Source organism: Streptomyces sp. NPDC028314, from assembly GCF_055565795.1.
In genome coordinates, this window is record NZ_JBVHTP010000011.1 from 316,093 (window position 1) to 336,580 (window position 20,488).

Below are 20,488 nucleotides of genomic sequence, written 5' to 3' on the forward strand. Positions count from 1 at the left end.
AACGAGGTGATGACGGGGCGGGGGAGTGGAGCTGTGCCTGCTGGAGCGGAGGTTGATCCTCCGAACCGGCGCTGCGCCGCGCGGTGGGCAGGGCCATGCCGAAGGCATGCCGCAGCGCGGAGGCGCCCCTGTGCCAAGCTGGTCGATCACGGACTGGGCCCGGGCTCTTGTCGACGGGCCCGGTGCCGATGCCGTCAGCGGGTAGGTGCAGGGTGTGAACGAGCGAGAGCCGAATATGTCCGAGCCCGAGGACCTGCTGGCGGGGCTGAGCGTCGACGACCACCGACCGGAGCAGCCCGTGCTGCTGGACTCGGCCGGCGCTCCGATCCGGACGTGGCAGGAGAACTATCCGTACGACCGGAAGATCCGCCGAGCCGAATACGAGCGGGCCAAGCGGACCCTGCAGATCGAACTACTGAAGCTGCAACGCTGGGTCAAGGACAGCGGGGCCCGACTGGTGGTGCTCTGCGAAGGCCGGGACGCCGCAGGCAAGGGCGGCACGATCCAGCGGTTCACCGAGCGCCTCAACCCGCGCGGGGCCCGCATCGTCGCCCTGGACAAGCCGAGCGGGCGGGAGGCCGGGCAGTGGTACTTCCAACGCTACGTCGCCCATCTGCCGACCGCCGGTGAGATCGTCTTCTTCGACCGCTCCTGGTACAACCGCGCCGGGGTCGAAAGGGTCATGGGATTCTGCACCGACGAGCAGTACGAGCTGTTCCTGCGGCAGTGCCCCGACTTCGAGTCCATGCTGGTGGACGACGGGATCCTGCTGATCAAGTTCTGGTTCTCCGTCTCACGTGCCGAGCAGCGCACCCGTTTCGCGATCCGCCAGGTCGACCCGGTACGCCAGTGGAAGCTGTCTCCCACGGACCTTGCCTCGCTGGATCTGTGGGACGCGTACACCAGCGCCAAGGTCGAGATGTTCCGGGCCACCGACACCGAGCACGCACCATGGACCGTGGTGAAGAGCAACGACAAGCGGCGGGCCCGGCTGGAGGCGATCCGCAGCCTCCTCGGACGCATCGACTACGGCTGCAAAGACGCCGAAGCGGTGGGCCGTCCCGACCCGCTGATCGTGGGCGCCGCCGATACGCTCCTGGAGGCGGGGGAAGAAGACGCCGATCTTTCGCCCACTCCACTGGCCGGCCCTCCTCTCGGTCCCGGCCGCCATCCGCGTAGCCCTCAGGCTGCTGATTCGTGATGACCGGCACGTCTAGGAGCACGGCTGGGGGCGAGATCAGGGCGGGTGTGGGGCTCCCGGCCCCCGTAGGCATGGCTACCGTGCCTGCGGAACTCCCTGCTAGTGCTCTGACCGGATAGGTACACCGGCTTCCGGGCCGCCCTGCGATCATGTACGCATGGATGCGGGGGGATCTCCTCATAGGCGGCGCATACCGGGCGGCTCTCGGCGGCGTCGGGTCAGTTCCGCTCTTTTCGCGGTGGTGGCGGGGCTGGCCGTGCTCGCCGCGCTGGTCGTCGTGGTCGTGGTGCTGCCAGGGCTGGTGGTCGAGCGCGATCTCGGCGGGGCCAGGATCTCGGCCGCTGAACGGCTCACAGCTGTGAACAACGTACGCACGACGCTCGTGCAGGCGGTCGGTGGCGCTGTCGTCCTCTTCGGCGCGTACGCCACCTGGCGGCAGTTGAGGGTCAACCAGGAGGGGCTGAACGCCACCCGGGAGGGACACATCACCGACCGCTTCAGCCGGGCGGTCGACCAGCTCGGCAGCGAGAAGACGGACGTGCGGATCGGCGGCCTCTACGCACTGTGGCGGATCGCGGACCATTCGGCTCACGACCGGGAGGCGGTCATCTCGATCAAGGCCGCGTTCCTCCGGACTCACCTGCCATGGCCCCCGCAAGCGCAGACTCGCCAGCGGCGGAAGCGTCGATCAACTCCGTGCCTCCGCTGGAGACCCGTGCCCCGGATGCCCAGGTGGCGCTCACCGGCCTCGGAGTCCTGTGCCAGGAACGCCAGCCCGACTGGCTCAACGTCAGCTATACCGACCTGCGCCGGGCCGACTGCGACGGACTGTGGCTGCACCACATCAACTTCGACGGCGCCTGCCTGGAAGCGGCGAGCATCTACCAGGTCAACCTGACCAAGGCATCGCTGATCGCGGCCAACATGCGACACGTGGAGCTCGGGACGTCGATTCTCCACCAGAGCCGCTGCATCGAAGCCGACCTGCGCGGCGCTCGCATGGTCAGGGCCGACCTCCGCGAGGCTGACTTCTCGGGGGCCGACCTGCGGGAGGCGAATCTGCGCAAGGCGCGGGGCCATGGCGCCAAGTTCACCGGCGCGGATCTGAGACTGGCTGACCTCCGAGGAACCGACCTCACCAGTGCCGACCTGACACGGGCCGAGCAGCCTGCTGCAAGCCGCCGCGCTCGCGAGGAACGTCCCACCCCTGCATTCGGCCTGATGCTTCAACCGAGGTAGTCCGTCAGGCGGACGCACCGAGGGGTCGTCCGCCCCAGCGGATGCGTTTCTCGCTGCGGATGCGGATGCGGGCGCGTTCGCGTCGTTGTGCTGTGAAGACGTCGGGGTGGCGGGCGTTGCGGTTGCGCCAGTGGAGGTAGGCGTGCAGGGCCCGGGTCTGGGCGTTGTGGTTGGGGCGGTGGGAGTTGGCGAGGGTGAACTGCCGTAGCGGTCCGAAGTGGGCTTCGATGGGGAAAATCCAAGGGAGCGGACGGCCGCGCGCTGCTACGGTCGGGCGCTATGAGCTGGCTCCCCGATAACTTCGTCCATCCCGTACTGGTACCGCTGCCGGGCAGTGGTCATCACTTGCGGCCAATCCGGGAGGCGGACACCCCGCTCGACTATCCGGCTGTGATGGGTTCGCGCGAGCGGCTGTGGACCATCTACGGCCCAGCCTGGGGCTGGCCCGCGGCCACCATGACCTACGAGGCCGACCAGGCCGACCTGTTGCGGCACGAGAAGGAGATCGCCGCACACCAGTCTTTCAACTACGCGCTGTTCGACGCGGCGGAGACAGCTCTGCTCGGCTGCGTCTACATCGACCCACCGGAGAGGGCCGGCGCGGACGGCGAGATCTCGTGGTGGGTGGTGGACGAGCTGGTGGACAGCAAGGTCGAGCAGGCCCTCGACGAGCTGGTGCCGCTGTGGATCGCCGCCGACTGGCCGTTCGAGCAGCCGCGCTTCCTCGGCCGAGAGATCTCCTGGTCGGACTGGCTCGCCCTGCCGGAGCACCCCGACGCGTAAGTAGCTTTTGTCGTAATGCTCTGGGGGCTTGGTGCTCGAACGGCCGTCTCGATTGGGTGGTCGTCGGGTGCTCGGCGCATGCGAGGAGGGCCTCCCGAACAGCTCGATGGTGTCGAATCACCGAGCATCAGGAGACCCTGGTGTCGCAGTCTTGCGTGCCGATGGCCGTGCACTCCACCGCGGGTACTCGGGGGTGGCTGTCTGGCTCACCGGTTCGGAAACGCTGCCGACAATCGCCTGCGAGAGTGTCGGTATCCGAGCTACATGACGGACGCGGAGTGGGTGGTGGGGCGGCCGCTGCTGCCGGTGCCGGGTTGGAGCAGGGCCATGGCGGGCAGCCGGAAGCGTACTGCCACCGGGCGATGCTGGACGCGATCGGCTGTCTCGTGGACAACGGCATCAAGTGGCGGGCGATGCCAGCCGACTTCCCGCCGTCTATGTGCAATCAGAGTCGTCAAGCCCGGAGAGTTGTCAGCTGAGCGGTTCGAGGATGTCGGGCTTGCCGTCCACGGCGGGACCCCAGCCGTCTGGAAGGTGTGCGGCGGCGATTTCGACGGCCTCCTTGGCAGTGAAGGCTCCGTCGATCCGTTCCCGCCCGGAGCCTTGTGGTTCGTGCAGTCGTAGCACGCGAAACCGTTCGCCATCGAGGGGGAAGATCGAGGGCAGGTCCTGGGACCAGGGGAAGCGGGTGCATCGGCTGAACTGCAGTGATCCGTGGCCGACCATCGGGAAGAGGCTTCTGAGAGCAGGGTTGGCGTAGGCCGCTTCGACGAGGCGCTTGTCTATGAGGTTCTCGTTCATCTCTCGAACCAGTTGCCACTGCGCTGCTACTGGGTCCTCAGTTGCCGTCCGGGATGCGTCGCTGTCGTTCATGCCCGGAGATTAGCGGACTCGCTGCGAGCGGGTTCGGCACCTTCCCCGCCGATGTCACCTCGACGATCGGCAGCAGCCTTGCGGTGGCCGGGATGCCGAGCTGGCGTGGTGTCGGTCCGGCTGGGGGCCTCTATGTTCTTCGTCAAACGTGTGGGCAGCTTCGGCCCGGGGTTCGATCTTCTTCGGGGGCATGAGACTGTCTGGTCGTGCCAGAGATGATGAGTGGGTTGGAGGCGGCCTTGGCTGAGGCATCGTCTCCTTCGTGGACGCAACGTGTTCGTGCCGGGCGCGACCTCGCTTCCTTCGCTGATGTTCCTGAAGCTGCGGAAGCGCTGGTTGGGCTGCTGCTGGACGTCGAGGACACAGCAGTGACCCGGCAGACGGCAGAGGCCCTGGCCCGGGTGGGGACGGTGGCTGCCGTAAGGCTCATTGCTCTCGCGGTTGCCGAGGCTGACGACAACCAGGCTGACTGGCTGCAAACCGGGGTGCATGACGCGCTCGTGGGACCGGACGGTGTGCCGGACGTCGCAGCGGCCTGTGCGAACCTCGCCCGGGACCAGGAAGACGCTGTCCGGCGGGCTGCCGCCGATATCTCGGCGTGGACAAACGGCACAAGGCGTTGACCTGAATCGACCTGTTTATGGGCTGGTTCATGCAGCCGTCGCTTGGGGGAGGCGGGGTTCGTAGAAGGTTCCGTCCCTGAGCATGGCGAACAGGACACTGATGCGCTGGCGGGCGAGGCGGAGGAGAGCAGTCCAGGATGTCCGCGCCGCAGGTGCCGTAGCCGTAGTGCGGCCGCGGGGAGGCCGCCGTGGGCGGTGGTCCAGACGACGGTTTCGACCTGGTGGCCGGTGAACTCGGGGATGACGCGGCGCAGGTACTCCTCGCGTACGGCCTCGCGGTCCGCCGGCGGGACATCATCCAGGGCGTCCAGGGCGTCCCCAGGCGAGCTCCTCGCGGACCTCGCGCAGCATCAGCAGTGCGGCCAGGGCCGGGGGCGGGCTGGAACCGGCCGCGAGCGGCGCTGTCGTCTTCTGTGGGGCGGCATCGGTCATGGGACTCTCCGCCTTCTTGTCATCCTCCAGGTGACTCCATGCTTGTCATCGCTTCGATGACATGTTACAACGGTGGCACGTTGAAGCGCATTGGCAGTTTCTGCCTGAACCAACTGGAGGTGTTTCGCGATGTTGATGCGCACCGACCCGTTCCGCGAGATGGACCGGATCGTCCAGCAGCTGTCGGGCACGTCGGGCACGTGGTCGAAGCCGTCCGTGATGCCGATGGACGCCTACCGCCAGGGCGACGAGTACGTGATCGCCTTCGACCTCCCCGGCGTGAGCCCGGAGGCGATCGACATCGACGTCGAGCGGAACATGCTGAAGGTGAGGGCCGAGCGCCGGCCCACGGACCGGCCCGAGGGCGCGCAGATGGATCTCTCCGAGCGGCCCCTCGGTGTCTTCTCCCGCCAGATCATGCTGGCCGACACCCTGGACACCGAGGGCATCCAGGCCGACTACGACGCGGGTGTCCTGACCCTGCGCATCCCGATCGCTGAGCGCGCCAAGCCCCGCAAGATCAGCATCGGCAGCGCCGACGGCCGCAAGCAGATCTCCGGCTGAGTCCTCCAGCCTCAGCCGGCCACGGAGGGCGGGGGAGAGCCGAATCCCCCTCCGGCGCCCCGCCCTCCGCACCCCTTTCCTCCTTACCTGCTCTGGAGGTGACGCGATGTCGATGCGCAGGGAGTCGTTCCTGGCCCGCGTCCAGGAACGCGGCGAATACGAAACCGTGGAAGAGGCCGACCGCGTCGCCCGTGTCGTCCTGGCCCTGCTGGGCGCTCACCTGGTCGGTAGCGTGCGGGCGCAGCTCGCCGCGCGGCTTCCCGAGACGTACGCCCTGATTCTCCTCAACCCCCTGCAGGCCGCGGAGCCGCTCTCGCCGGAGCGGTTCGTCCGCGCGACCGCGGCCTGGATCGAGGGCGCCACCGAGACGACCGCGCTGTGGGACATCGGCGCCGTGCTCTCCACCGTGGCGGCCGCCGCGGGCGATGTCCTCACCCGCGAGGTCCTGCTCCAGCTCCCGCACGGCTACGACCTCCTCTTCGGCCACCCCCAGCCCACCTGACCCGCGCCGGCGGGAGCCCGAATCCTTCGCAGAGAAAGGAAAACCGCAGCCATGTACGACCAGCCTCGACCGAACCGGTCCACCCCCGCCATGACCTTCGACCTCCTCTTCGGCCAGGCGGAACTGCGCCGGCCTGAGCCTGCCGCCGCCTGAACCAGGCCGGCAGTGCGCAGGCGTACGTCAGGGCCGGAACCGCTCCTGCGGTTCCGGCCCTGCGTACGTCGATCAGTGCTTGAAGACGTCCTTGACCTTTTCCTTGGCCTGGCGGGCGTCGCCGGTGGCCTGCTCTGTGCGGCCTTCGGCGGTCAGCCGCTCGTTGCCCGTCAGGCGGCCGGCGGTCTCCTTGAGCTTGCCCTTGGCCTGCTCGATCTTCGCCTCGGTCTTCTGCTCACCAGACACAGCTGATCACTCCCTCTTGGGCGGAAACGCCTTACGCAACCCCGTATGGCCGCTGGAAGTCCTCGTAAACGGGCCGGCTGCAACAAGCCCTGCCCAGGCTCAGGAGTGCCGCGGTACCGCCCGGCGCGCTACCGGGGGAGGAAGGCGCGGACGATCTTGCCGCCTTTGGGCCGGGGCGTGACGACGACGTGGTGGGCGAGGTCGTTGACCATGTGCCAGCCGAATCCACCCGTCCCGTCGACGAGGTCGGGGGTCCGCATCCGTGGCAGCCCGGGGCTGGGATCCTCCACGGCGACCTCGATCGTGCCGGGGTGGGCGGCGAGGCGGAGGGTGCAGGCGCCGCCACCGTGGCGCAGGGCGTTCGTCACGAGTTCGGAGACGACCAGGACGACCGTATCGGCCTGCTCCCGGCCAATGCCCTGCCCGAGGGCTTCGAGGAACGCCCGGGCGGCCTGGCGTGCCTCGGCCACGGCGGACTGAGAACGAAGGGCTGTGCGCTCGGCGCTCATCGTGGTCATCGCGCGCTCCGGGTTCTGTTGTCGGTGGCCGGCCCTGCCTGCCCGGTCGTTGTGCCCCCGCCCGCCCCCGTTCAACCCGGCAGCGCCCGATTACCTCAGAGACACGCACACGAAAATCTATGTCGGCTGGAGTAGACATTGGGCGGTGGTGTGGTTATGGTTTCTCTCGTAGCCCAGTCAAGAAGGTCTGGCAGAGACGAACTGCCGGGCAGCAGCACCTGTAGTTGCAGTTCGCAGGACGGTGCGGTGGTGGAGTGTCGAAGCCAGAGCGGTTGCAGGACGGCGACGGGACTGACGACCGGACCGGGTGACCCGCAGTGATCAGGGGCCGCCGCAAGCAGTACCGCAGTGACGCAGTGGTAGTACCTGGCAGTGGTAGTGCCTGTAAGTGCAGTTCGCAGTACCCAGCAGTGAAGTGAGTGGAGCGGTACCTCGGTGAAGGCGTCGGCTGCGGGCGCGCGCACCGGGAGGTTCGGCAGTGGGGTTCTAAGCCAGAGCGGACGCAGGATGGGCGACGGGGCTGGCTGCCGAAGAGTGGCGCTACCGCAGGCCGCTGAGCAGTTCGCATCACCAGCAGTTCGCAGTAACCGTTTGATGAGTGATTGTTCCCAGAGGGAAGAACGGAGGAGCCGAACGCCATCAGGATCGCCCGGGTCGAAGGCTGAGCCCGGGTACCGCAGGACATCGATAGTGAGGTGGTCTCCGGTCAAGCAACCGCGATCCCCGCATCTCCCGTCCCCGTTCGGACGGGTCAGCGGACAGAGAAGGCCGGCGCAGTACCAGGGCCGGCAGATGGTGTAGCAGTTCCTTCGGGGCCCTGGTGCCATAGGCACCAGGGCCCCTCCACGCGTTCCATGAAAGAGGTGCGATGACAGCAGACGACTCCTACGGCCGTCTCGATGACGACGACTACCCCGCCTACACCATGGGCCGGGCCGCCGAGATGCTCGGCACCACCCAGAACTTCCTCCGCGCCATCGGCGAAGCCCGCCTGATCACCCCGCTCCGCTCCGCCGGCGGACACCGCCGCTACTCCCGCTACCAGCTGCGCATCGCCGCCCGAGCCCGCGAACTCGTCGACCAGGGCACCCCCATCGAGGCCGCCTGCCGGATCGTCATCCTCGAAGACCAGCTCGAAGAAGCCCAGCGCATCAACGCCGAATACCGCCGCGCCGCCGAATCGGCGAATCCGACGGCTGCGGCCTGAGGCGGGGAATGCCTGCCGGGTACCGGCGGGCCCTTGCCCACAACTGTCCGGGTGCGGGACGTGCAGGTCGTCTCCTATGGTGACAGGGCGTGCTGGCACGTAGCCTCTGCGTAGCTGTCGTGGTTCGGAAGTTCCCTTTGCCCACGCTTTTGGCGTGGGCGTTTTGCTGTGCTGTGCCGCGGGAACCAGGGCGATCACCTCCGCCTTCCGCACGTCGAGGGAGGCATCATCGACTGGAAGGAATGAGACATGGCTACGGGAATTGTGAAGTGGTTCAACGCGGAGAAGGGCTTCGGCTTCATCGCCCAGGACGGCGGCGGCCCGGACGTCTTCCCGGGCCCGTAGTCACCCGGCCGGGCTCTGTCACGCCCGCTCGTCGGCCGTCAGGCAGTCCCGCCTGACAGCCGTGTGGCGCCCCATGCGCGATCCGCGAACCCCGGCCCCCCCGAGGCCGACGTGGCCCCGGGCAGGACAACCCGGGGTCACGCTCAGCAGGCCCGCGCCTCGAGATGCCGAGGGAATTGCGCCGCCAGAATGCCAACGGCCCCGCTGGCGCTGGTGTTCCGGTCAGGCTCCAGCCGTGGACAGGGCTCGCGCCGTAGGTGCTGCTCTCGGCCGTGTAACGCTGGCCGGCGGTGGGACAGCCGGGCCGGGGCGGCATGATGAGTTCCGTAGGGCGTGCGTGGTCTCATCGGCATGTGCTCGCGAGGTCATGTATGTGGGAGCGGAACAGTGGAGTACTGCGATGGTGACGGCAACGACCAGTGATATCGAGCAGGCGGCCGAGGTGCTGCGCGCCGGCGGTCTTGTGGCCCTTCCGACCGAGACCGTCTACGGTCTGGGCGCGAACGCCGAGGACCCCGCCGCCGTCGCACGCATCTTCCAGGTGAAGGGGCGTCCGTCCTCTCACCCGCTGATCGTCCACATCGCCGCCGCGGAGCACCTGGACGACTGGGTCGAGACCGTGCCCGCCACCGCGCGTCTGCTGGCCGAACACTTCTGGCCGGGGCCGCTGACCCTGGTCCTGCGGCGCGGTCACCGGGTGCCCCTGGAAGCGACGGGTGGGCTGGAGACGGTGGCCGTGCGCGTGCCCGACCACCCCGTCGCCCTCGCGCTGCTGTCGGCCTTCGGGGGCGGCGTCACGGCCCCGTCCGCCAACCGCTTCGGCTCGGTCAGCCCCACCACCGCGGGCCACGTCCGCGTGGAGCTCGGTGATGCCGTCGACTTCGTGCTGGACGGCGGCTCCTGCGAGGTCGGCGTCGAGTCGACCATCGTTGACGTTACGGGCGAGATCCCGAGCATCCTGCGACCCGGCGGTGTGACGCGCGAGCACCTCGAAGCGGTGCTCGGACGCTCGATCGCGGTGCCCTCGACCAGTCACGTCCGGGTGCCGGGCCAGCACCCGTCGCACTACGCGCCGCGTGCGCGGGTTGTCCTGGTCGAGCCGGAGAAGGTCGTGGCCGAAACCGAGCTCGCTCAGGGGCTGGGGCACAAGGCCGGTGTCTTTCTGCCTGCCGCCTTCGCCGACGCTGCGGTCAAGGCGCACGCAGTGGTGACGGTCCCCGATTCGATGGACGCCTACGCGCACGGCCTGTACGGATTCTTGCGAGAGCTCGACCAGCAAGGGTGCGACCTCATCATCGTGTCCCTGCCGCTGGAGGAGGGGCTGGGGCTGGCGATCGCCAACCGGCTTCGCCGGGCTGCGGGGCCCCGGCCCTCCCGGTGAGCGGCCGCGGCCTGGACGCTCAGGACGTGGTGGGGACCGCCGCATCGAGGCCGCGGGCGGCGACGAGCTGTGCACTGCCGTCGGCCAGCCGGTAGGACAGCCCCACCACGCCGAGGCGGCCGTCGGCGACCCGCTCGGCCAGGACGCGGGAGCGCTCCAGCAGCAGGTCCACGGTGTGCTCGGTATGCTCGGCCAGTATCTCCTCGGCCGTCTCGCGTCCTGCGGCGCGGGCTGCCAGCACGCTCGGGGTCACCCGTTCGACGACATCACGGACGAAGCCGCCCGGCGTCTGTCCGTCTTCCAGGGCGGAGCAGGCCGCGGCGACGGCGCCACACGAGTCATGGCCGAGGACGACGACCAGCGGCGCGTTGAGGACGCTCACACCGAACTCGATGCTTCCGAGCACTTCCGTACCGGCTACGTGCCCGGCGGTGCGGACCACGAACAGGTCGCCCAGGCCGCGATCGAAGATGATCTCGGCGGCCAGCCGGGAGTCGGAGCACCCGAACACCACGGCGAAGGGCTGTTGGGACGGTGCGATCTCGGTGCGGCGGGTGGCGTCCTGGTTCGGGTGCTCGGGGGCGCCTGAGACGAAGCGCTGGTTACCGGCGAGCAGCAGGTCAAAGGCGTTGCGGGGCATCTGGGTCTCGGTCATGGTCGCAGCCTACGAGGCGGCGTCGGCCGTCGCTGTGACCGGTCCCACCGAAAGACGCCGGGTCGGGCAGCGCTGCCAGCCCCGGCATTACCCGCAGACGCCGGGCGATGGCGCCCTCGATGCCAAACCTCAGCGCGCGGCGTAGCTGCCCGGCCCCGTACGGCGGCCCCGCTCTCCGCCTGCACATCCGCACAACGAGCCAGGCGCTGCTCGCGCTGTCGGCCGATCGGGGGCCGCCCGGTCAGCCGGACGGGAGAATAAGGGTGTCAGCGGTAGGGCGCGCGTGTCCGCGCGGTCTGTCCCCCGCATACAGGACAGCAGGTCAGGTCATGGCCAAGCAGCCGAAGTCGTCCCAGCCCACGCACGGCGAGGGCCCGAGTCGGCACAAGGGAACCAAGCAGCACGGCTGATCACCGGATGTGGACGAGACCAGGCATCAGGACAACCCCAGCGCCCCCCGCTCCTTCCACCCGGAGACGTACGCACCCGCCAAGGGGCCCGGCAGGACGGTCTTCAAGGAGGAAGCGGGCAATCCCCACGGCAAGCCCTCCAAGAGCATGGGCAGCCGCGGCGAGGAGCAGGGCAAGGGCTCTGGCGACAAGGGAATGCACGACACCGGCCCCCGAGGGAGGTCCCAACGTCCGAGCGGCGGCAAGGACGCCTCCGCTTCGACCGGAGTCGACCCCCAAGACCCGCCCGGCACCCGCCACGCCGGGTAGACCACCCGCACCGCCGCCGTGCGGGACGTGGCGAAGAACGCCCTTGCGGCCGCGGACGAGGAGGATCAGGCGGCCCGGCGCGACGAGGCTGCCGCCGTGGGTCTCGGTGGGGATCGACGGATCCCCCGGCGGCTGGCCTGCATGTTCGGATCCTCGTCTTCGTCGACACCGTGGCGGACGGTCCCCCGTACGGGCGGCTCGACGGGCGCCCGCCGCCGGACGGCCGGAGGATCAGTGCGGGAACACGCGACGGGAGCTGCCCAAGGATGCCAAACACCGCCGGTCGCCCGAAGCGGGCGCGCATCGTCCTGTCAGGCGTGCTGGTCCTCGCCGCGGTCGTCGTGACCGGGTGCGGCGGCGAGGCCCGCGACGCCGGGCAGGGGCCCGGAGCAGGGCCTCGCCCCCAGGCGGCGCGCTCCGGCAGGGTCACCGTCGTCTACGAGGCCCAAACGGTCAAACCGGAGGACCGGCAGGCCGTGGCGCTGATCCGGAAGTCCCGTGTGCTGGAGCGGTCGGCCGACTGGGTGAACAGAGCTCTGGCCCTCCCGCACGATATGGTCGTGAAGGTCACCGCCGACGTGCCGCCCGGCGTCACCGACGCCGTCACCCAACCCGACGGCAGGACGATCTTCATCCCGCCGTCGTTCCTGACGGCCATCGAGAAGACCCTCGCCGACGTCGTGAAGACCGTCGAACGGCCCGCCCCGTTCCCCGCGTCCGAGTACAACACCGACGATCTGACCGTGCTGTCGACCGAGTTCATCTTCGGCCACGAGATGGGCCACGCCCTGCAACGCCAGCTCCTCCTGGCCAACCTCGGCCTCGAAGAGGACGCGGCTGACGGCTTCGCGTCCTTCTACACCGTCAACGAGGTCGGGCCGGGCCCGTCGCTGGCCGCCGCGGTCCTCTTCGACGAGCTCGCCCGCAAGGAAGGCCAGCCGACCCTGGAAGGCCTGGCGAGCGACCATCCCGTCACCCAGCAACGGGCCTTCAACTTCCTGTGCTACCTGGAGGGCAGCGACCCGAAGAAGTACCAGAAGTCCCTGGTCGACAGCGGCTATCTCCCCAAAACCCGCGCCCCCCTCTGCCCACAGGCGTGGGCGATGCTGGACTACGGCTGGTGGACCCAGTTCCGACCCCACTTCAGCGTGGCGTTCAGGGCCCAGGGCGATGAGGAGCAGAAGAAGGCGCATGCGCGGCTGATCGCGGAGACGGAGGCCCTGGCGCGGCGCATCGACGAGATCCGCAGCGGTCAATGACCCGTGCGCGTTCTGGTCTCAGGGGTCGGCACGGAGACCTTCGCGGTAGCCGTCGAGGCAGGCGGTGGAGCCTCAGTAGCGACGTGATGATGCAGGGCGTTGTCGTGGACTGGACCGACGAACCGGACGGCAGCGTGACACTCACCGTGGACGCTCTCGCAACGGAGTAGGCGCTCGGCGTTAGCCAGGACGTTCCCCCGGCGGCCTTCGAGGGGCGTCCCCAGCCCGGACGGCGAGGGCTGACGGCCAGCGCGCCCGACCGACCCGGCCACTCGTCGCGCCCCGCGGGGGCCCCGGCACCCGTCTTGTTGTGACGCCTTCGCGGCAGGCGTCACAACAAGACAGGTGCACTCTCCTGGGCGGGATCTTGGGATGCCGGGTGATCCGGACCGCCAGCCGGGGCAGCGGCACGCCGCGCCGCTTCGACCCGGCGGTTTCCTGGGCCAACCCCATCGAGGCGCACTTCGGACCGCTACGGCAGTTCACCCTGGCCAGCTCGAACCACCCCAACCACACAGTCCAGACCCGGGCCCTGCACCTCTACCTGAGCCGGCGCAACAAGAACGCCCGCCACCCCGATGTCCTTGCCGCCCAACGACCTGAACGCGCCCGAATCCGCAGCGAACGAGGCATCCGCTGGGGCGGCAGACCCCGGCCCATCGCAGCCTGACCAACGACGTGAACGTGTCCCTATCCGCAGCGAGAAAGGGGATCCGCTGGGGCGGCCGGTCCAGCATCGCCACCGCTTGAGCTCCGCGCGGCTGCAGACCGGGCGGGGCCGAGCGCTGATTCGCCGATCAACTGACGTGGGCGGCGATGGCTCGCGCGCACACCCGGGATTCGGTATGCGTCGTGTCGACCTCAAGGTCGTAGGTCACTCCTTGGTGAACTACATCTGCCTGCGACGCAGCCATTCCCTGGACTCGATCTCCTCGTGCGACCTCACGGCCGGCGGCGACTGCACTCTCACACTTGACGCCGACCCACAGCACCGCCAGGTCGCCAAGAGCCTTCTGCCAGCGCTGTTGGGACGCCGCTCCGCCGAGGAAGACGTCGTCGACGATGATCCGGGCGCCTGCACCGGCCATCGCCACAATGCCCTCGACCCAGGCCGCCTCCAGCGCACGGAAGTCCGCCCCGACGCTCACTCGGCCGTCTGCCCCGAACTCGATTCCCGCGTCCGACGCCTGCATCTTCGCGGGCAACGCGTCAACGAACGAATCGACCCCGAACGCCAACCACGGATCCGGCAGTACGTCCTGCAGGCACCGCACGATCCCAGACTTCCCCGAGCTGGAGCCACCATTAAGAATGATCATCTGAGTCGTCACCGCGCCACGGTAGGGGCACCTCCCCAGGACACGAAACGAATTTCGGGAGGTACCGCCGTGCTGCCACAACCCGGTGAACGTTCCCGGTCACGGCACTAGTCGAGACCAGGTGGCAGGTGGGTCGCTACGCGATGGCCGGCCTGGCCCTGGTCAGCACGCTGAAGCAGGGCGACTGGCCACCCGCACATCGCGCCCTCGACACCCTGCTGCTGCTCTACCAACGTGACGAGTTCCAGAGGCTCGACCACCTCGACTCCGGCTGTCAGTGGCACTTCCTCGGTGTCGAGGGGCTGATGCCGCCGCCCGTCCGTGAGCTCCTCCAGGACCTCACCAGCCGGGACGCACCCCCTGCCGGGTCTGGGGTTGATGTCAGACCCGCCTCGTAGCGTCGAAGACGAGGGTCCAGACCGGGACCGCTGGGGACGTGAGGAGCAGGCCATGCCGCCGACGCCGCCGGGTTCGGCATCCCCGCGCGACGCCGCCGTTGCGGTTGAAGAGCGAAGAGGTCCTGCACGCCCCGACCTGACTGGCCGCCGTCGCCGCCCTGCACGGGCGGAACAGCTGCGCATGGCCTTGTGCGAAGCGGACGAAGCGGACGAAGCGGACCTCGTCCGGACCGTCGGCCGACTGCCCGGCCGCCGTTGCTCGAATGGATCCGCTCAGCTCGGGTTGGCGAGCAGGTCGGCGTGCCGTTGGCGTGCGACCTCGCGGAGGATGGGGATCAAATCGTGCCTCGTTCGGCCGAAGGTCTTGAGCCGGTGGCAATTCGGGCAGAGCGTGATCATGTTGGCGGCCGAGTCTTCGCCCCCTGCTCCGAGCTCGTCGATGTGGTCGACGTCGAGGAGCGGCAAACCGGTGTCAGTGAGGTCCTCGGGCTGGCCGCCGCACTGCGGGTTCTCGCATCGGCCGCCGCTGCGCAGAAGGACCGCGTCGCGGGCGGCGGCCAGCCGTACGGGGCGTTCGCCGCTCGCGCGTCGTTGGCCGCGGGTGGTGGCCTGTCGGGCTTCGGTGAGGCGGACCAGGCGCTGGTACCTGCGGGCCTGCTGCTCGGGCGACAACGGCTCGGCAGGTGTGGGGCGTTGGTGGGGCAAGCCGTTGGACGGGGAGGCCAGGGTGATGGGAGGAGGGGTGGGGTTCTCGTGCTCCAGTGCGGCGGCGGGGAACAGGGAGGTGTAGTCGTCCTCCTTCTCGTACGTCCCCTGAAGGGTGGCAGCGAACATGCCGCGCAAGCGCTCTCGAACGAGCGTGGCGTCGTTCTGGGCGTCAGGCCGGGACTGCCGCTGCAGCTTGGCCACGCGCTTGCGGAGGCCGGACTGCTGCCAGAACTCGGGTGAGCCAGTGAAGATCGCTTCCCCCAAGCCGGGTTGGGCCTTTACTGCCTCGACCTGTGCACGGTGATAGAGCGGTTCCCAGTCGTAGGCTTCCACGCCTTCCGGGAACAGGAGGTTCTCGGGTACCAGCACGCCTATGGCTGCGTCTGTCCAATTGTGGCGGCGCAGCATGTCGTCGCTGAGCCAGACATTGCCGGGCTCTCCGTCGAATGGGGGGAGCAGCATGTCGTTGATGTGGCTGGGGCGGGAGCTGTAGGCCAAGGTGTACTCCGAGAGTTGACGGCTGGGTGCGAGGACGGGTGTGCAGCCCCTGAGCAAGATGATGCACGTTCAGGGAGCCTCGCGTGTGGGTGCGGCGGGGATCGTGGTTGCCGATCTCCTGGGGTAGGCCGGCGGTCTGAAGTGGGTTGGCGGGGTGTTTTGACGGTGAATATAGGTGACCAGCGTCCGCAGCCGAGTCAGGTCGGGCGACAGGACGGACACGCTCAGCCCCCGTACTGCCCCCGCCGCGCGGCTCTGCATGCCTCGCAAGGGGCTGGCCCCGACCCCCATACCTGTACGTGGGATCGTGACTTCTCTGCACCGACAGCGAGATCGGCGCCGTCATCGAAGCGCCGGCCGAAGACCTTCATGTTTCGACAAGTCCTCACGCGGGTGCTCGGCTCCGGACGTGCGGACGCCGTACTCTCGCGTGCAGGCATCTGACCGGCCTCTCCTCGAGGCTCGGCGGCGCCCTGCCCAACGAGCCAGAGATGCTGCGGTTGACACCGCAGCATCTCGCGGCTGGCCAGCCGCAGCCACACGCTTGACCTCTACTGCCCGCTTCGTATGGCCAGCACCAGCCAGACGACTGGTCCCGCTGCCAGAACGATCAGCAGTAGACAGCACGGTAGCGGGGACGGCCCCTTGAGGGGTGGCTGGGCTGCTATCTGCGGGGCCACTCGGCGCACGTCGTCGGCGTGATACCACCTCTTGCCGGCGGACCCGGTAGTGGTCATCCAGCTCTCCGTACGGACCCTCACTCCATGGGCCAGCGCATTCACATACACCGAGCGAGCACCGACGCCCGGCCACAAAGTGCTCACCTGGCGCTCCGTCAGCCAGTTGCCCTCCAACTCGTCAGCCACATCTTGCCCTTCTCCCAGCAGCCAGTGATACGGCATCATGAACTGTCCCATAGCCAGGCGTAGTTCGCCCCCCTCCCATCACTTCTCGGGGTTCCGACGCGCCGATCCGCTTCCCGGGGTCCGACTGCCCCCTACCCCGAATCACGGCGACGGGGCGTGAGCACCGTTAGTGCAGTCAACAAGCCACTTCGCGCAGGGGCCGGTCTGCGAGGGGACGCCCCGCAGGTCAGCGGTAGGTCTGGTGACACAGTGAGGCGATGGCGGGGCTGGTGACGCCGTGGGCCGCGCGACGGCTCCCTCATGTCCCCGGCTCCGGCCCCGGGTGCGGGTAGGGCTGGGCGGTGCGGCGTCAGGGCAGGGAGGTTCGGCCGCGCTTTCGCCTTGGCTTTGGGCTTGCCTGCGGGGCGCGGCGCCCGCTTCGCTGCGGTGGCCCGGCAGGGCCGTACCGGTCCTGGTCCGGCCGCCCGGCGGGCGCAGCCTCGGGCAGGGGGAGAGCGGCAGTGCCGCCCGTGGCACGGGCGGGGGCCGGCCGGGTGCTTGTGATCGGCCGCCGCCGGGGCGTGGGTGCCGGGAGGCGAGAGCGGGGCGAGGTGGACGGTGACGCACTCGGGGGCCGTGAGCAGGACGGCTAGGAGCAGGGGGAGGGACCAGCGTCCAGGTGATGTTGCACCCGCCGGTGGAGCCGATGTTGGCGCAGGCTGCAGAGGTGATGCCGCCGGTGCGTCCGCTCGCTTCGGGGGTGGCGTATGAGCAGAAGTTATGGACAGGTTGTGGCGTCTGTCCGTTGTCCGGCGTGCGGGGTGGTGTGGCCGCCGGCGGTGAAGATGCGGTCGAGGTGGTGGCGGAGTACGGCGATGGCTGACTCTGGTGTCCGTTGGGCGACGAGGATGCTGGTGCCCATGGTCGCGGTCATGGCGAGCAGGCTGATGGCCTCGGTGCGTGCGTCGGCGCCGGGATCGGCCAGGCCTGCCGCCTGGGCTCCTTCGATCAGGCCGGTGAGGGCATTCTCGGCCGCGTCGGGGTTGTCGATGAAGGGCTGGGCGGCGAGTGCTCCGTCGGTCACGGACAGGATCGAGTAAGAGCTGTACAGGAGGTGGAAGGTCCGGCTCTCCTGGTCGGTCGGCAGGGATGCCAGCAGCAGCGCCTCGATCGTCACGCGCGGGCCCGGGTCCGGTCCGGCGGCGGCCAGTCGGGCGCCCACCCGGGCGGTGAAGCGGTCGGTCAGGTGCTGGAGTCCGTAGAAGAGCAGCTTCTCTTTGGTCTCGAAGTAGTACTGCACGAGCCGGAGGGATACGCCGGCCTCGGCGGCCACGTCGCGCATGCCGACGGCGTGTAGCCCTCGCCGCCCCGCGACTTGGATGAGCGCTTCGGCGATCTGGGTGCGCCGTTCCTCGTGGTCCACGCGCTTTGGCATCAGTGCTGTCTCCGGCCGTGGGTGGGTGGTGGTTCAGGGGGCTCGGAGCCCGGCTCGGTCCGAACATCTTCATGGTACCGCCGTATCAACAATATGGTACGTTCGTATCACGAAGAACCGATCTTCCTGGAGGTGCCCCGTGCCCGAGAACACGACCCGAGTACGCCGCGACATCGGCCACTACGTGAGCGACGCACTGCGCGACCGGTACTTCGCCACCTGTGACGTCCTCTACGCGAAGGGAGCGCCCGCTCGCTCCGAAACGGACGTCGAGACGAGCTTCGGCACCACCCACGTCTACCGGTACGGCCCCGCCGACCCGGCAGCCGAATCACGCACACCCGTGGTCCTGATACATGGTTCGGGAGGCTGCTCCGCCCAGTGGTATCCCAACACTCTTGCCCTCAGCGCTGAGCGCCCCGTCTACGCTCTCGACACTCCCGGGGACCCCGGCCGGAGCGTCCAACGCGAACCGATGTGGCAGCCAGAGCGCGCGGCGCAGTGGATGGACGAGGCCCTCGATGCGCTGGGCCTCGACAAGGTCCACTTGATCGGCTCCTCGTACGGTGGCTGGTTGGTCATCAACCAGGCCCACCTTCGGCCCGGGCGGCTCGCCTCGGTCACTGCCCTTGACCCGGGCGGTCTGGAGAAGGTCGGCCTGCGCTTCTTCGTATGGATCTTCGCCAGCCTCTTCGCCACCTACGCCCCCAAGGCGTGGCGCCCCCGCCTCGCCAAGTGGCTGGAGCAGCCGGTAATCGTCGTCCCCGAGCTCCGCGCGATGATCCAGGCCAGCGTGAAGGCCTTCAGGATCCGCCGCCCCGCCCCGCTGCCGCTGTCGGACGCGGAACTGGGCTCCATCCGCACGCCGTTCTACCTGATCATGGGCAAGCGCAGCCTGCTCGTACACCCCAAGCGGCAGCTGGAACGCGTACCGCGCCTGATACCCGGCGCCCGCGCCGAGATCGTCGCCGCCACCGGCCACGGCCCGCAGATCGACCACCCCGACCTGGTCAACGCCCGGATGCTGAGCTTCATGGAGGACATCGACTCCCTCGATCCAGCGGCGGCACGGGGCATGGACGCGTAGCCGCGAGGGCCGCAGACACGGACTGTCCAGCAGTGCATAACAGAAGTTCGACGGGTACCGTGCGCTGGTGTTCACCCCGGCGGAGCCGGGTGGGCGGGTGCTGCTCCAGCCCCGCCGCGGCGCCCTGGTCCGAGCAGGTGCCGGCGTCCGGCCGCAGCCACGGCGAGACGTCAACCGCCGGCACCAGGCGGCCGTCGTTCGCCCGGGGCAGAGGCACACGCGCCAGCGCGCGACGTAGCCGGGCGACGTCGATCCGACCCCGGTTGATCCCGGAGTACAAGGCCCCGTGCCCCCGCCGGTGTTCCGGCGCGAGCGCCAGGTCCACGAGGGTCCGGACCGGGCCATCGGTGCACAGCAGCGCGTCGCAGAGCTCGAACAGGGCGTTGCTCCGCGCGGTCAGGCACGCGTACAGCTCCGACCTGAACTCCGCCCCCACCGTCAACGCGTCTCGTTGAACCTCGTGCTCGGCCAGTCCCACGATCCCGGCCTCCGTGCTGCGTTGTCGCTGAGCACAGGATCGGGCCGGATCCCCCTTACACGTCCGATGAACTGGGAAAACGCCGACCAAGTTCGAGTCTCGTTCGACGCCCGGTGTTAAACGTCAAGCTTGGGGCCTGTTGCGAAAGTGGATCTTGTTCGTTCGTGATCACCTGCCGTGGACGTGGTGCAGATGCCGTCGACGACGACTGGACCATCTAGGTGGACTCCACGGTCATGCGGGGCCCTCCATGACGCAGGCTGGTGATCGGATCACGCGGACAGAGGCACATCCTCCCGCTCGGAGGGCTCTAGACGGCGCCTCATCTCTTGGCCCGCTTTCAGCAGGATGTCGAGGTGTTGTTTGGCGAGCTCCTTGTGCCCTTCATCGATCAGCTCCTGCACGGCTTCTACCGCAGCCAGGTAGTTGCGAACCCACTGGTACAGGAGACTGTTGGCTCCGCGGACGATGCGACCGGCCGCTTGAGCGATTGCCACAAGGAGATCCCTGTCAAGGTCCACGAGGCGCGCATGTGCGACCGTTTCCGTATACCCGCCTTGAGGCATCTTCTTCTGGGGCAGTCGATCGGTGGCTCCGCACTCTCGAAGGAACCCGAGTACGGCACGCTCGGCTTGTAGGGCCTGGTGCCCTGTCTCGAACTCAATCGCTATCTCGGTAATCCAGCCCCGCCGCGTGTGAGCCCTCAGCCTCGCCTCTCGGGAGGCCTCACCAACGACGCCAATCTTGAGTGCATCCAACTCCTCGTGTCGTACCACGTACAACAGGGCCGATTCGTCTGCCCGATCGTGGAAGTTGCCCCCGGCCACCCTGCCCCCGTCTCCTTGGTTGTGTGGACTGTACTGGGAGCCTCCGACACTGCCCCCTCTCGACGCCCCTCCTTACACTGACGGTGCCTGCTGCAGTAGCGGAGCCGCCCCTGTTCTGTGCCGACACCACACGCAGCTGGTTCTTGGGCCGTCCGCCGGTGGTTGCCCTGGCGGTGTCTGTATTCGGGAGCAA

21 protein-coding genes and 4 pseudogenes are annotated in these 20,488 nt (G+C 68.7%); 14 read left to right on the forward strand and 11 right to left on the reverse strand.

From position 1 onward, the window contains the following. The first annotated feature begins 235 nt into the window (after positions 1 to 235). Both ppk2 and ACZ4TG_RS25685 read left to right on the forward strand, forming a co-directional pair. Positions 236 to 1,201, forward strand: coding sequence for a polyphosphate kinase 2 (gene ppk2 / locus ACZ4TG_RS25680; RefSeq protein ID WP_468166721.1), 966 nt, complete (start codon positions 236 to 238; stop codon positions 1,199 to 1,201). Positions 1,202 to 1,846: 645 nt separating this feature from the next. Beyond that, complete coding sequence (locus ACZ4TG_RS25685) at positions 1,847 to 2,440, forward strand: pentapeptide repeat-containing protein (protein ID WP_468166723.1); 594 nt, start codon at positions 1,847 to 1,849, stop codon at positions 2,438 to 2,440. 4 nt (positions 2,441 to 2,444) lie between these two features. On the opposite strand, the pseudogene ACZ4TG_RS25690 reads toward ACZ4TG_RS25685, so the two are convergent. Next, positions 2,445 to 2,681, reverse strand: a pseudogene (locus tag ACZ4TG_RS25690) (IS630 family transposase); the annotation flags it as partial. 38 nt (positions 2,682 to 2,719) lie between these two features. Between ACZ4TG_RS25690 and ACZ4TG_RS25695 the strand changes: the two are divergent. Beyond that, positions 2,720 to 3,223, forward strand: a complete 504-nt coding sequence (locus tag ACZ4TG_RS25695) for a GNAT family N-acetyltransferase (protein WP_468166725.1) — start codon at positions 2,720 to 2,722, stop codon at positions 3,221 to 3,223. 471 nt (positions 3,224 to 3,694) lie between these two features. Here the strand turns inward: ACZ4TG_RS25695 and ACZ4TG_RS25700 are convergent, their stop codons facing one another. Beyond that, entirely contained in the window at positions 3,695 to 4,096 is a 402-nt protein-coding gene (locus tag ACZ4TG_RS25700) for a DUF6193 family natural product biosynthesis protein (RefSeq protein ID WP_468166727.1), read from the reverse strand. A gap of 215 nt (positions 4,097 to 4,311) precedes the next feature. Between ACZ4TG_RS25700 and ACZ4TG_RS25705 the strand changes: the two genes are divergently transcribed. Next, entirely contained in the window at positions 4,312 to 4,719 is a 408-nt protein-coding gene (locus ACZ4TG_RS25705; RefSeq protein ID WP_468166839.1) for a HEAT repeat domain-containing protein, read from the forward strand. A 294-nt stretch (positions 4,720 to 5,013) separates the two neighbouring features. Here the strand turns inward: ACZ4TG_RS25705 and ACZ4TG_RS25710 are convergent, their stop codons facing one another. Then, positions 5,014 to 5,151, reverse strand: coding sequence for a hypothetical protein (locus ACZ4TG_RS25710; RefSeq protein WP_468166729.1), 138 nt, complete (start codon positions 5,149 to 5,151; stop codon positions 5,014 to 5,016). A 129-nt stretch (positions 5,152 to 5,280) separates the two neighbouring features. On the opposite strand from ACZ4TG_RS25710, the gene ACZ4TG_RS25715 reads away from it, so the two are divergent. Further along, positions 5,281 to 5,715: an Hsp20/alpha crystallin family protein gene (locus tag ACZ4TG_RS25715; protein ID WP_468166731.1), complete on the forward strand. Its 435-nt coding sequence runs from the start codon at positions 5,281 to 5,283 to the stop codon at positions 5,713 to 5,715. 106 nt (positions 5,716 to 5,821) lie between these two features. Beyond that, complete coding sequence (locus ACZ4TG_RS25720; protein WP_468166733.1) at positions 5,822 to 6,217, forward strand: DUF2267 domain-containing protein; 396 nt, start codon at positions 5,822 to 5,824, stop codon at positions 6,215 to 6,217. A 225-nt stretch (positions 6,218 to 6,442) separates the two neighbouring features. Here ACZ4TG_RS25720 and ACZ4TG_RS25725 read toward each other — a convergent pair whose 3' ends face one another. Both ACZ4TG_RS25725 and ACZ4TG_RS25730 read right to left on the reverse strand, forming a co-directional pair. Further along, positions 6,443 to 6,616 (reverse strand): CsbD family protein, encoded by a 174-nt coding sequence (locus ACZ4TG_RS25725; protein WP_382550343.1) that lies wholly within the window; start codon positions 6,614 to 6,616, stop codon positions 6,443 to 6,445. 128 nt (positions 6,617 to 6,744) lie between these two features. Further along, on the reverse strand, positions 6,745 to 7,134 hold the full coding sequence (locus tag ACZ4TG_RS25730) for an ATP-binding protein (RefSeq protein WP_468166735.1): 390 nt from the start codon (positions 7,132 to 7,134) through the stop codon (positions 6,745 to 6,747). Between the two features lie 868 nt (positions 7,135 to 8,002). Between ACZ4TG_RS25730 and ACZ4TG_RS25735 the strand changes: the two genes are divergently transcribed. The 3 genes and pseudogenes from ACZ4TG_RS25735 to ACZ4TG_RS25745 all read left to right on the forward strand — a co-directional run bounded on the left by ACZ4TG_RS25735 (position 8,003) and on the right by ACZ4TG_RS25745 (position 10,067). Beyond that, positions 8,003 to 8,341 (forward strand): MerR family transcriptional regulator, encoded by a 339-nt coding sequence (locus ACZ4TG_RS25735; RefSeq protein ID WP_468166737.1) that lies wholly within the window; start codon positions 8,003 to 8,005, stop codon positions 8,339 to 8,341. A 249-nt stretch (positions 8,342 to 8,590) separates the two neighbouring features. After that, positions 8,591 to 8,674, forward strand: a pseudogene (locus ACZ4TG_RS25740) (cold-shock protein); the annotation flags it as partial. 412 nt (positions 8,675 to 9,086) lie between these two features. Then, a complete protein-coding gene (locus tag ACZ4TG_RS25745) occupies positions 9,087 to 10,067 on the forward strand; it encodes an L-threonylcarbamoyladenylate synthase (protein WP_468166739.1) in 981 nt (326 codons plus the stop codon). A 19-nt stretch (positions 10,068 to 10,086) separates the two neighbouring features. On the opposite strand, the gene ACZ4TG_RS25750 is transcribed toward ACZ4TG_RS25745, so the two are convergent. Further along, complete coding sequence (locus tag ACZ4TG_RS25750) at positions 10,087 to 10,722, reverse strand: carbonic anhydrase (RefSeq protein WP_468166741.1); 636 nt, start codon at positions 10,720 to 10,722, stop codon at positions 10,087 to 10,089. Between the two features lie 419 nt (positions 10,723 to 11,141). On the opposite strand from ACZ4TG_RS25750, the gene ACZ4TG_RS25755 reads away from it, so the two are divergent. From ACZ4TG_RS25755 to ACZ4TG_RS25765, 3 genes and pseudogenes are all read left to right on the forward strand, one after another. Beyond that, positions 11,142 to 11,441 carry a hypothetical protein gene (locus ACZ4TG_RS25755; protein ID WP_468166743.1) on the forward strand — a complete coding sequence of 100 codons (300 nt, stop codon included), beginning with the start codon at positions 11,142 to 11,144 and terminating at the stop codon, positions 11,439 to 11,441. Between the two features lie 266 nt (positions 11,442 to 11,707). After that, positions 11,708 to 12,700: a DUF4344 domain-containing metallopeptidase gene (locus tag ACZ4TG_RS25760; RefSeq protein WP_468166745.1), complete on the forward strand. Its 993-nt coding sequence runs from the start codon at positions 11,708 to 11,710 to the stop codon at positions 12,698 to 12,700. Between the two features lie 433 nt (positions 12,701 to 13,133). Next, positions 13,134 to 13,370, forward strand: a pseudogene (locus ACZ4TG_RS25765) (IS630 family transposase); the annotation flags it as partial. Between the two features lie 127 nt (positions 13,371 to 13,497). Here ACZ4TG_RS25765 and cpt read toward each other — a convergent pair. Continuing rightward, on the reverse strand, positions 13,498 to 14,031 hold the full coding sequence (cpt, locus tag ACZ4TG_RS25770; RefSeq protein ID WP_468166747.1) for a chloramphenicol phosphotransferase CPT: 534 nt from the start codon (positions 14,029 to 14,031) through the stop codon (positions 13,498 to 13,500). 116 nt (positions 14,032 to 14,147) lie between these two features. Between cpt and ACZ4TG_RS25775 the strand changes: the two genes are divergently transcribed. Further along, on the forward strand, positions 14,148 to 14,417 hold the full coding sequence (locus ACZ4TG_RS25775) for a hypothetical protein (RefSeq protein ID WP_468166749.1): 270 nt from the start codon (positions 14,148 to 14,150) through the stop codon (positions 14,415 to 14,417). Between the two features lie 273 nt (positions 14,418 to 14,690). On the opposite strand, the gene ACZ4TG_RS25780 is transcribed toward ACZ4TG_RS25775, so the two are convergent. After that, positions 14,691 to 15,623, reverse strand: coding sequence for an HNH endonuclease signature motif containing protein (locus ACZ4TG_RS25780; protein WP_468166751.1), 933 nt, complete (start codon positions 15,621 to 15,623; stop codon positions 14,691 to 14,693). A 1,623-nt stretch (positions 15,624 to 17,246) separates the two neighbouring features. Continuing rightward, positions 17,247 to 17,903, reverse strand: coding sequence for a TetR/AcrR family transcriptional regulator (locus ACZ4TG_RS25785; protein WP_468166753.1), 657 nt, complete (start codon positions 17,901 to 17,903; stop codon positions 17,247 to 17,249). Between the two features lie 139 nt (positions 17,904 to 18,042). Here ACZ4TG_RS25785 and ACZ4TG_RS25790 point away from each other — a divergent pair, with 139 nt between their 5' ends. Next, complete coding sequence (locus ACZ4TG_RS25790; protein ID WP_468166755.1) at positions 18,043 to 18,990, forward strand: alpha/beta fold hydrolase; 948 nt, start codon at positions 18,043 to 18,045, stop codon at positions 18,988 to 18,990. Between the two features lie 135 nt (positions 18,991 to 19,125). On the opposite strand, the pseudogene ACZ4TG_RS25795 reads toward ACZ4TG_RS25790, so the two are convergent. Then, positions 19,126 to 19,462, reverse strand: a pseudogene (locus tag ACZ4TG_RS25795) (transposase); the annotation flags it as partial. Positions 19,463 to 19,740: 278 nt separating this feature from the next. Beyond that, positions 19,741 to 20,295 carry a hypothetical protein gene (locus ACZ4TG_RS25800; protein WP_468166757.1) on the reverse strand — a complete coding sequence of 185 codons (555 nt, stop codon included), beginning with the start codon at positions 20,293 to 20,295 and terminating at the stop codon, positions 19,741 to 19,743. Between the last annotated feature and the right edge of the window lie 193 nt (positions 20,296 to 20,488).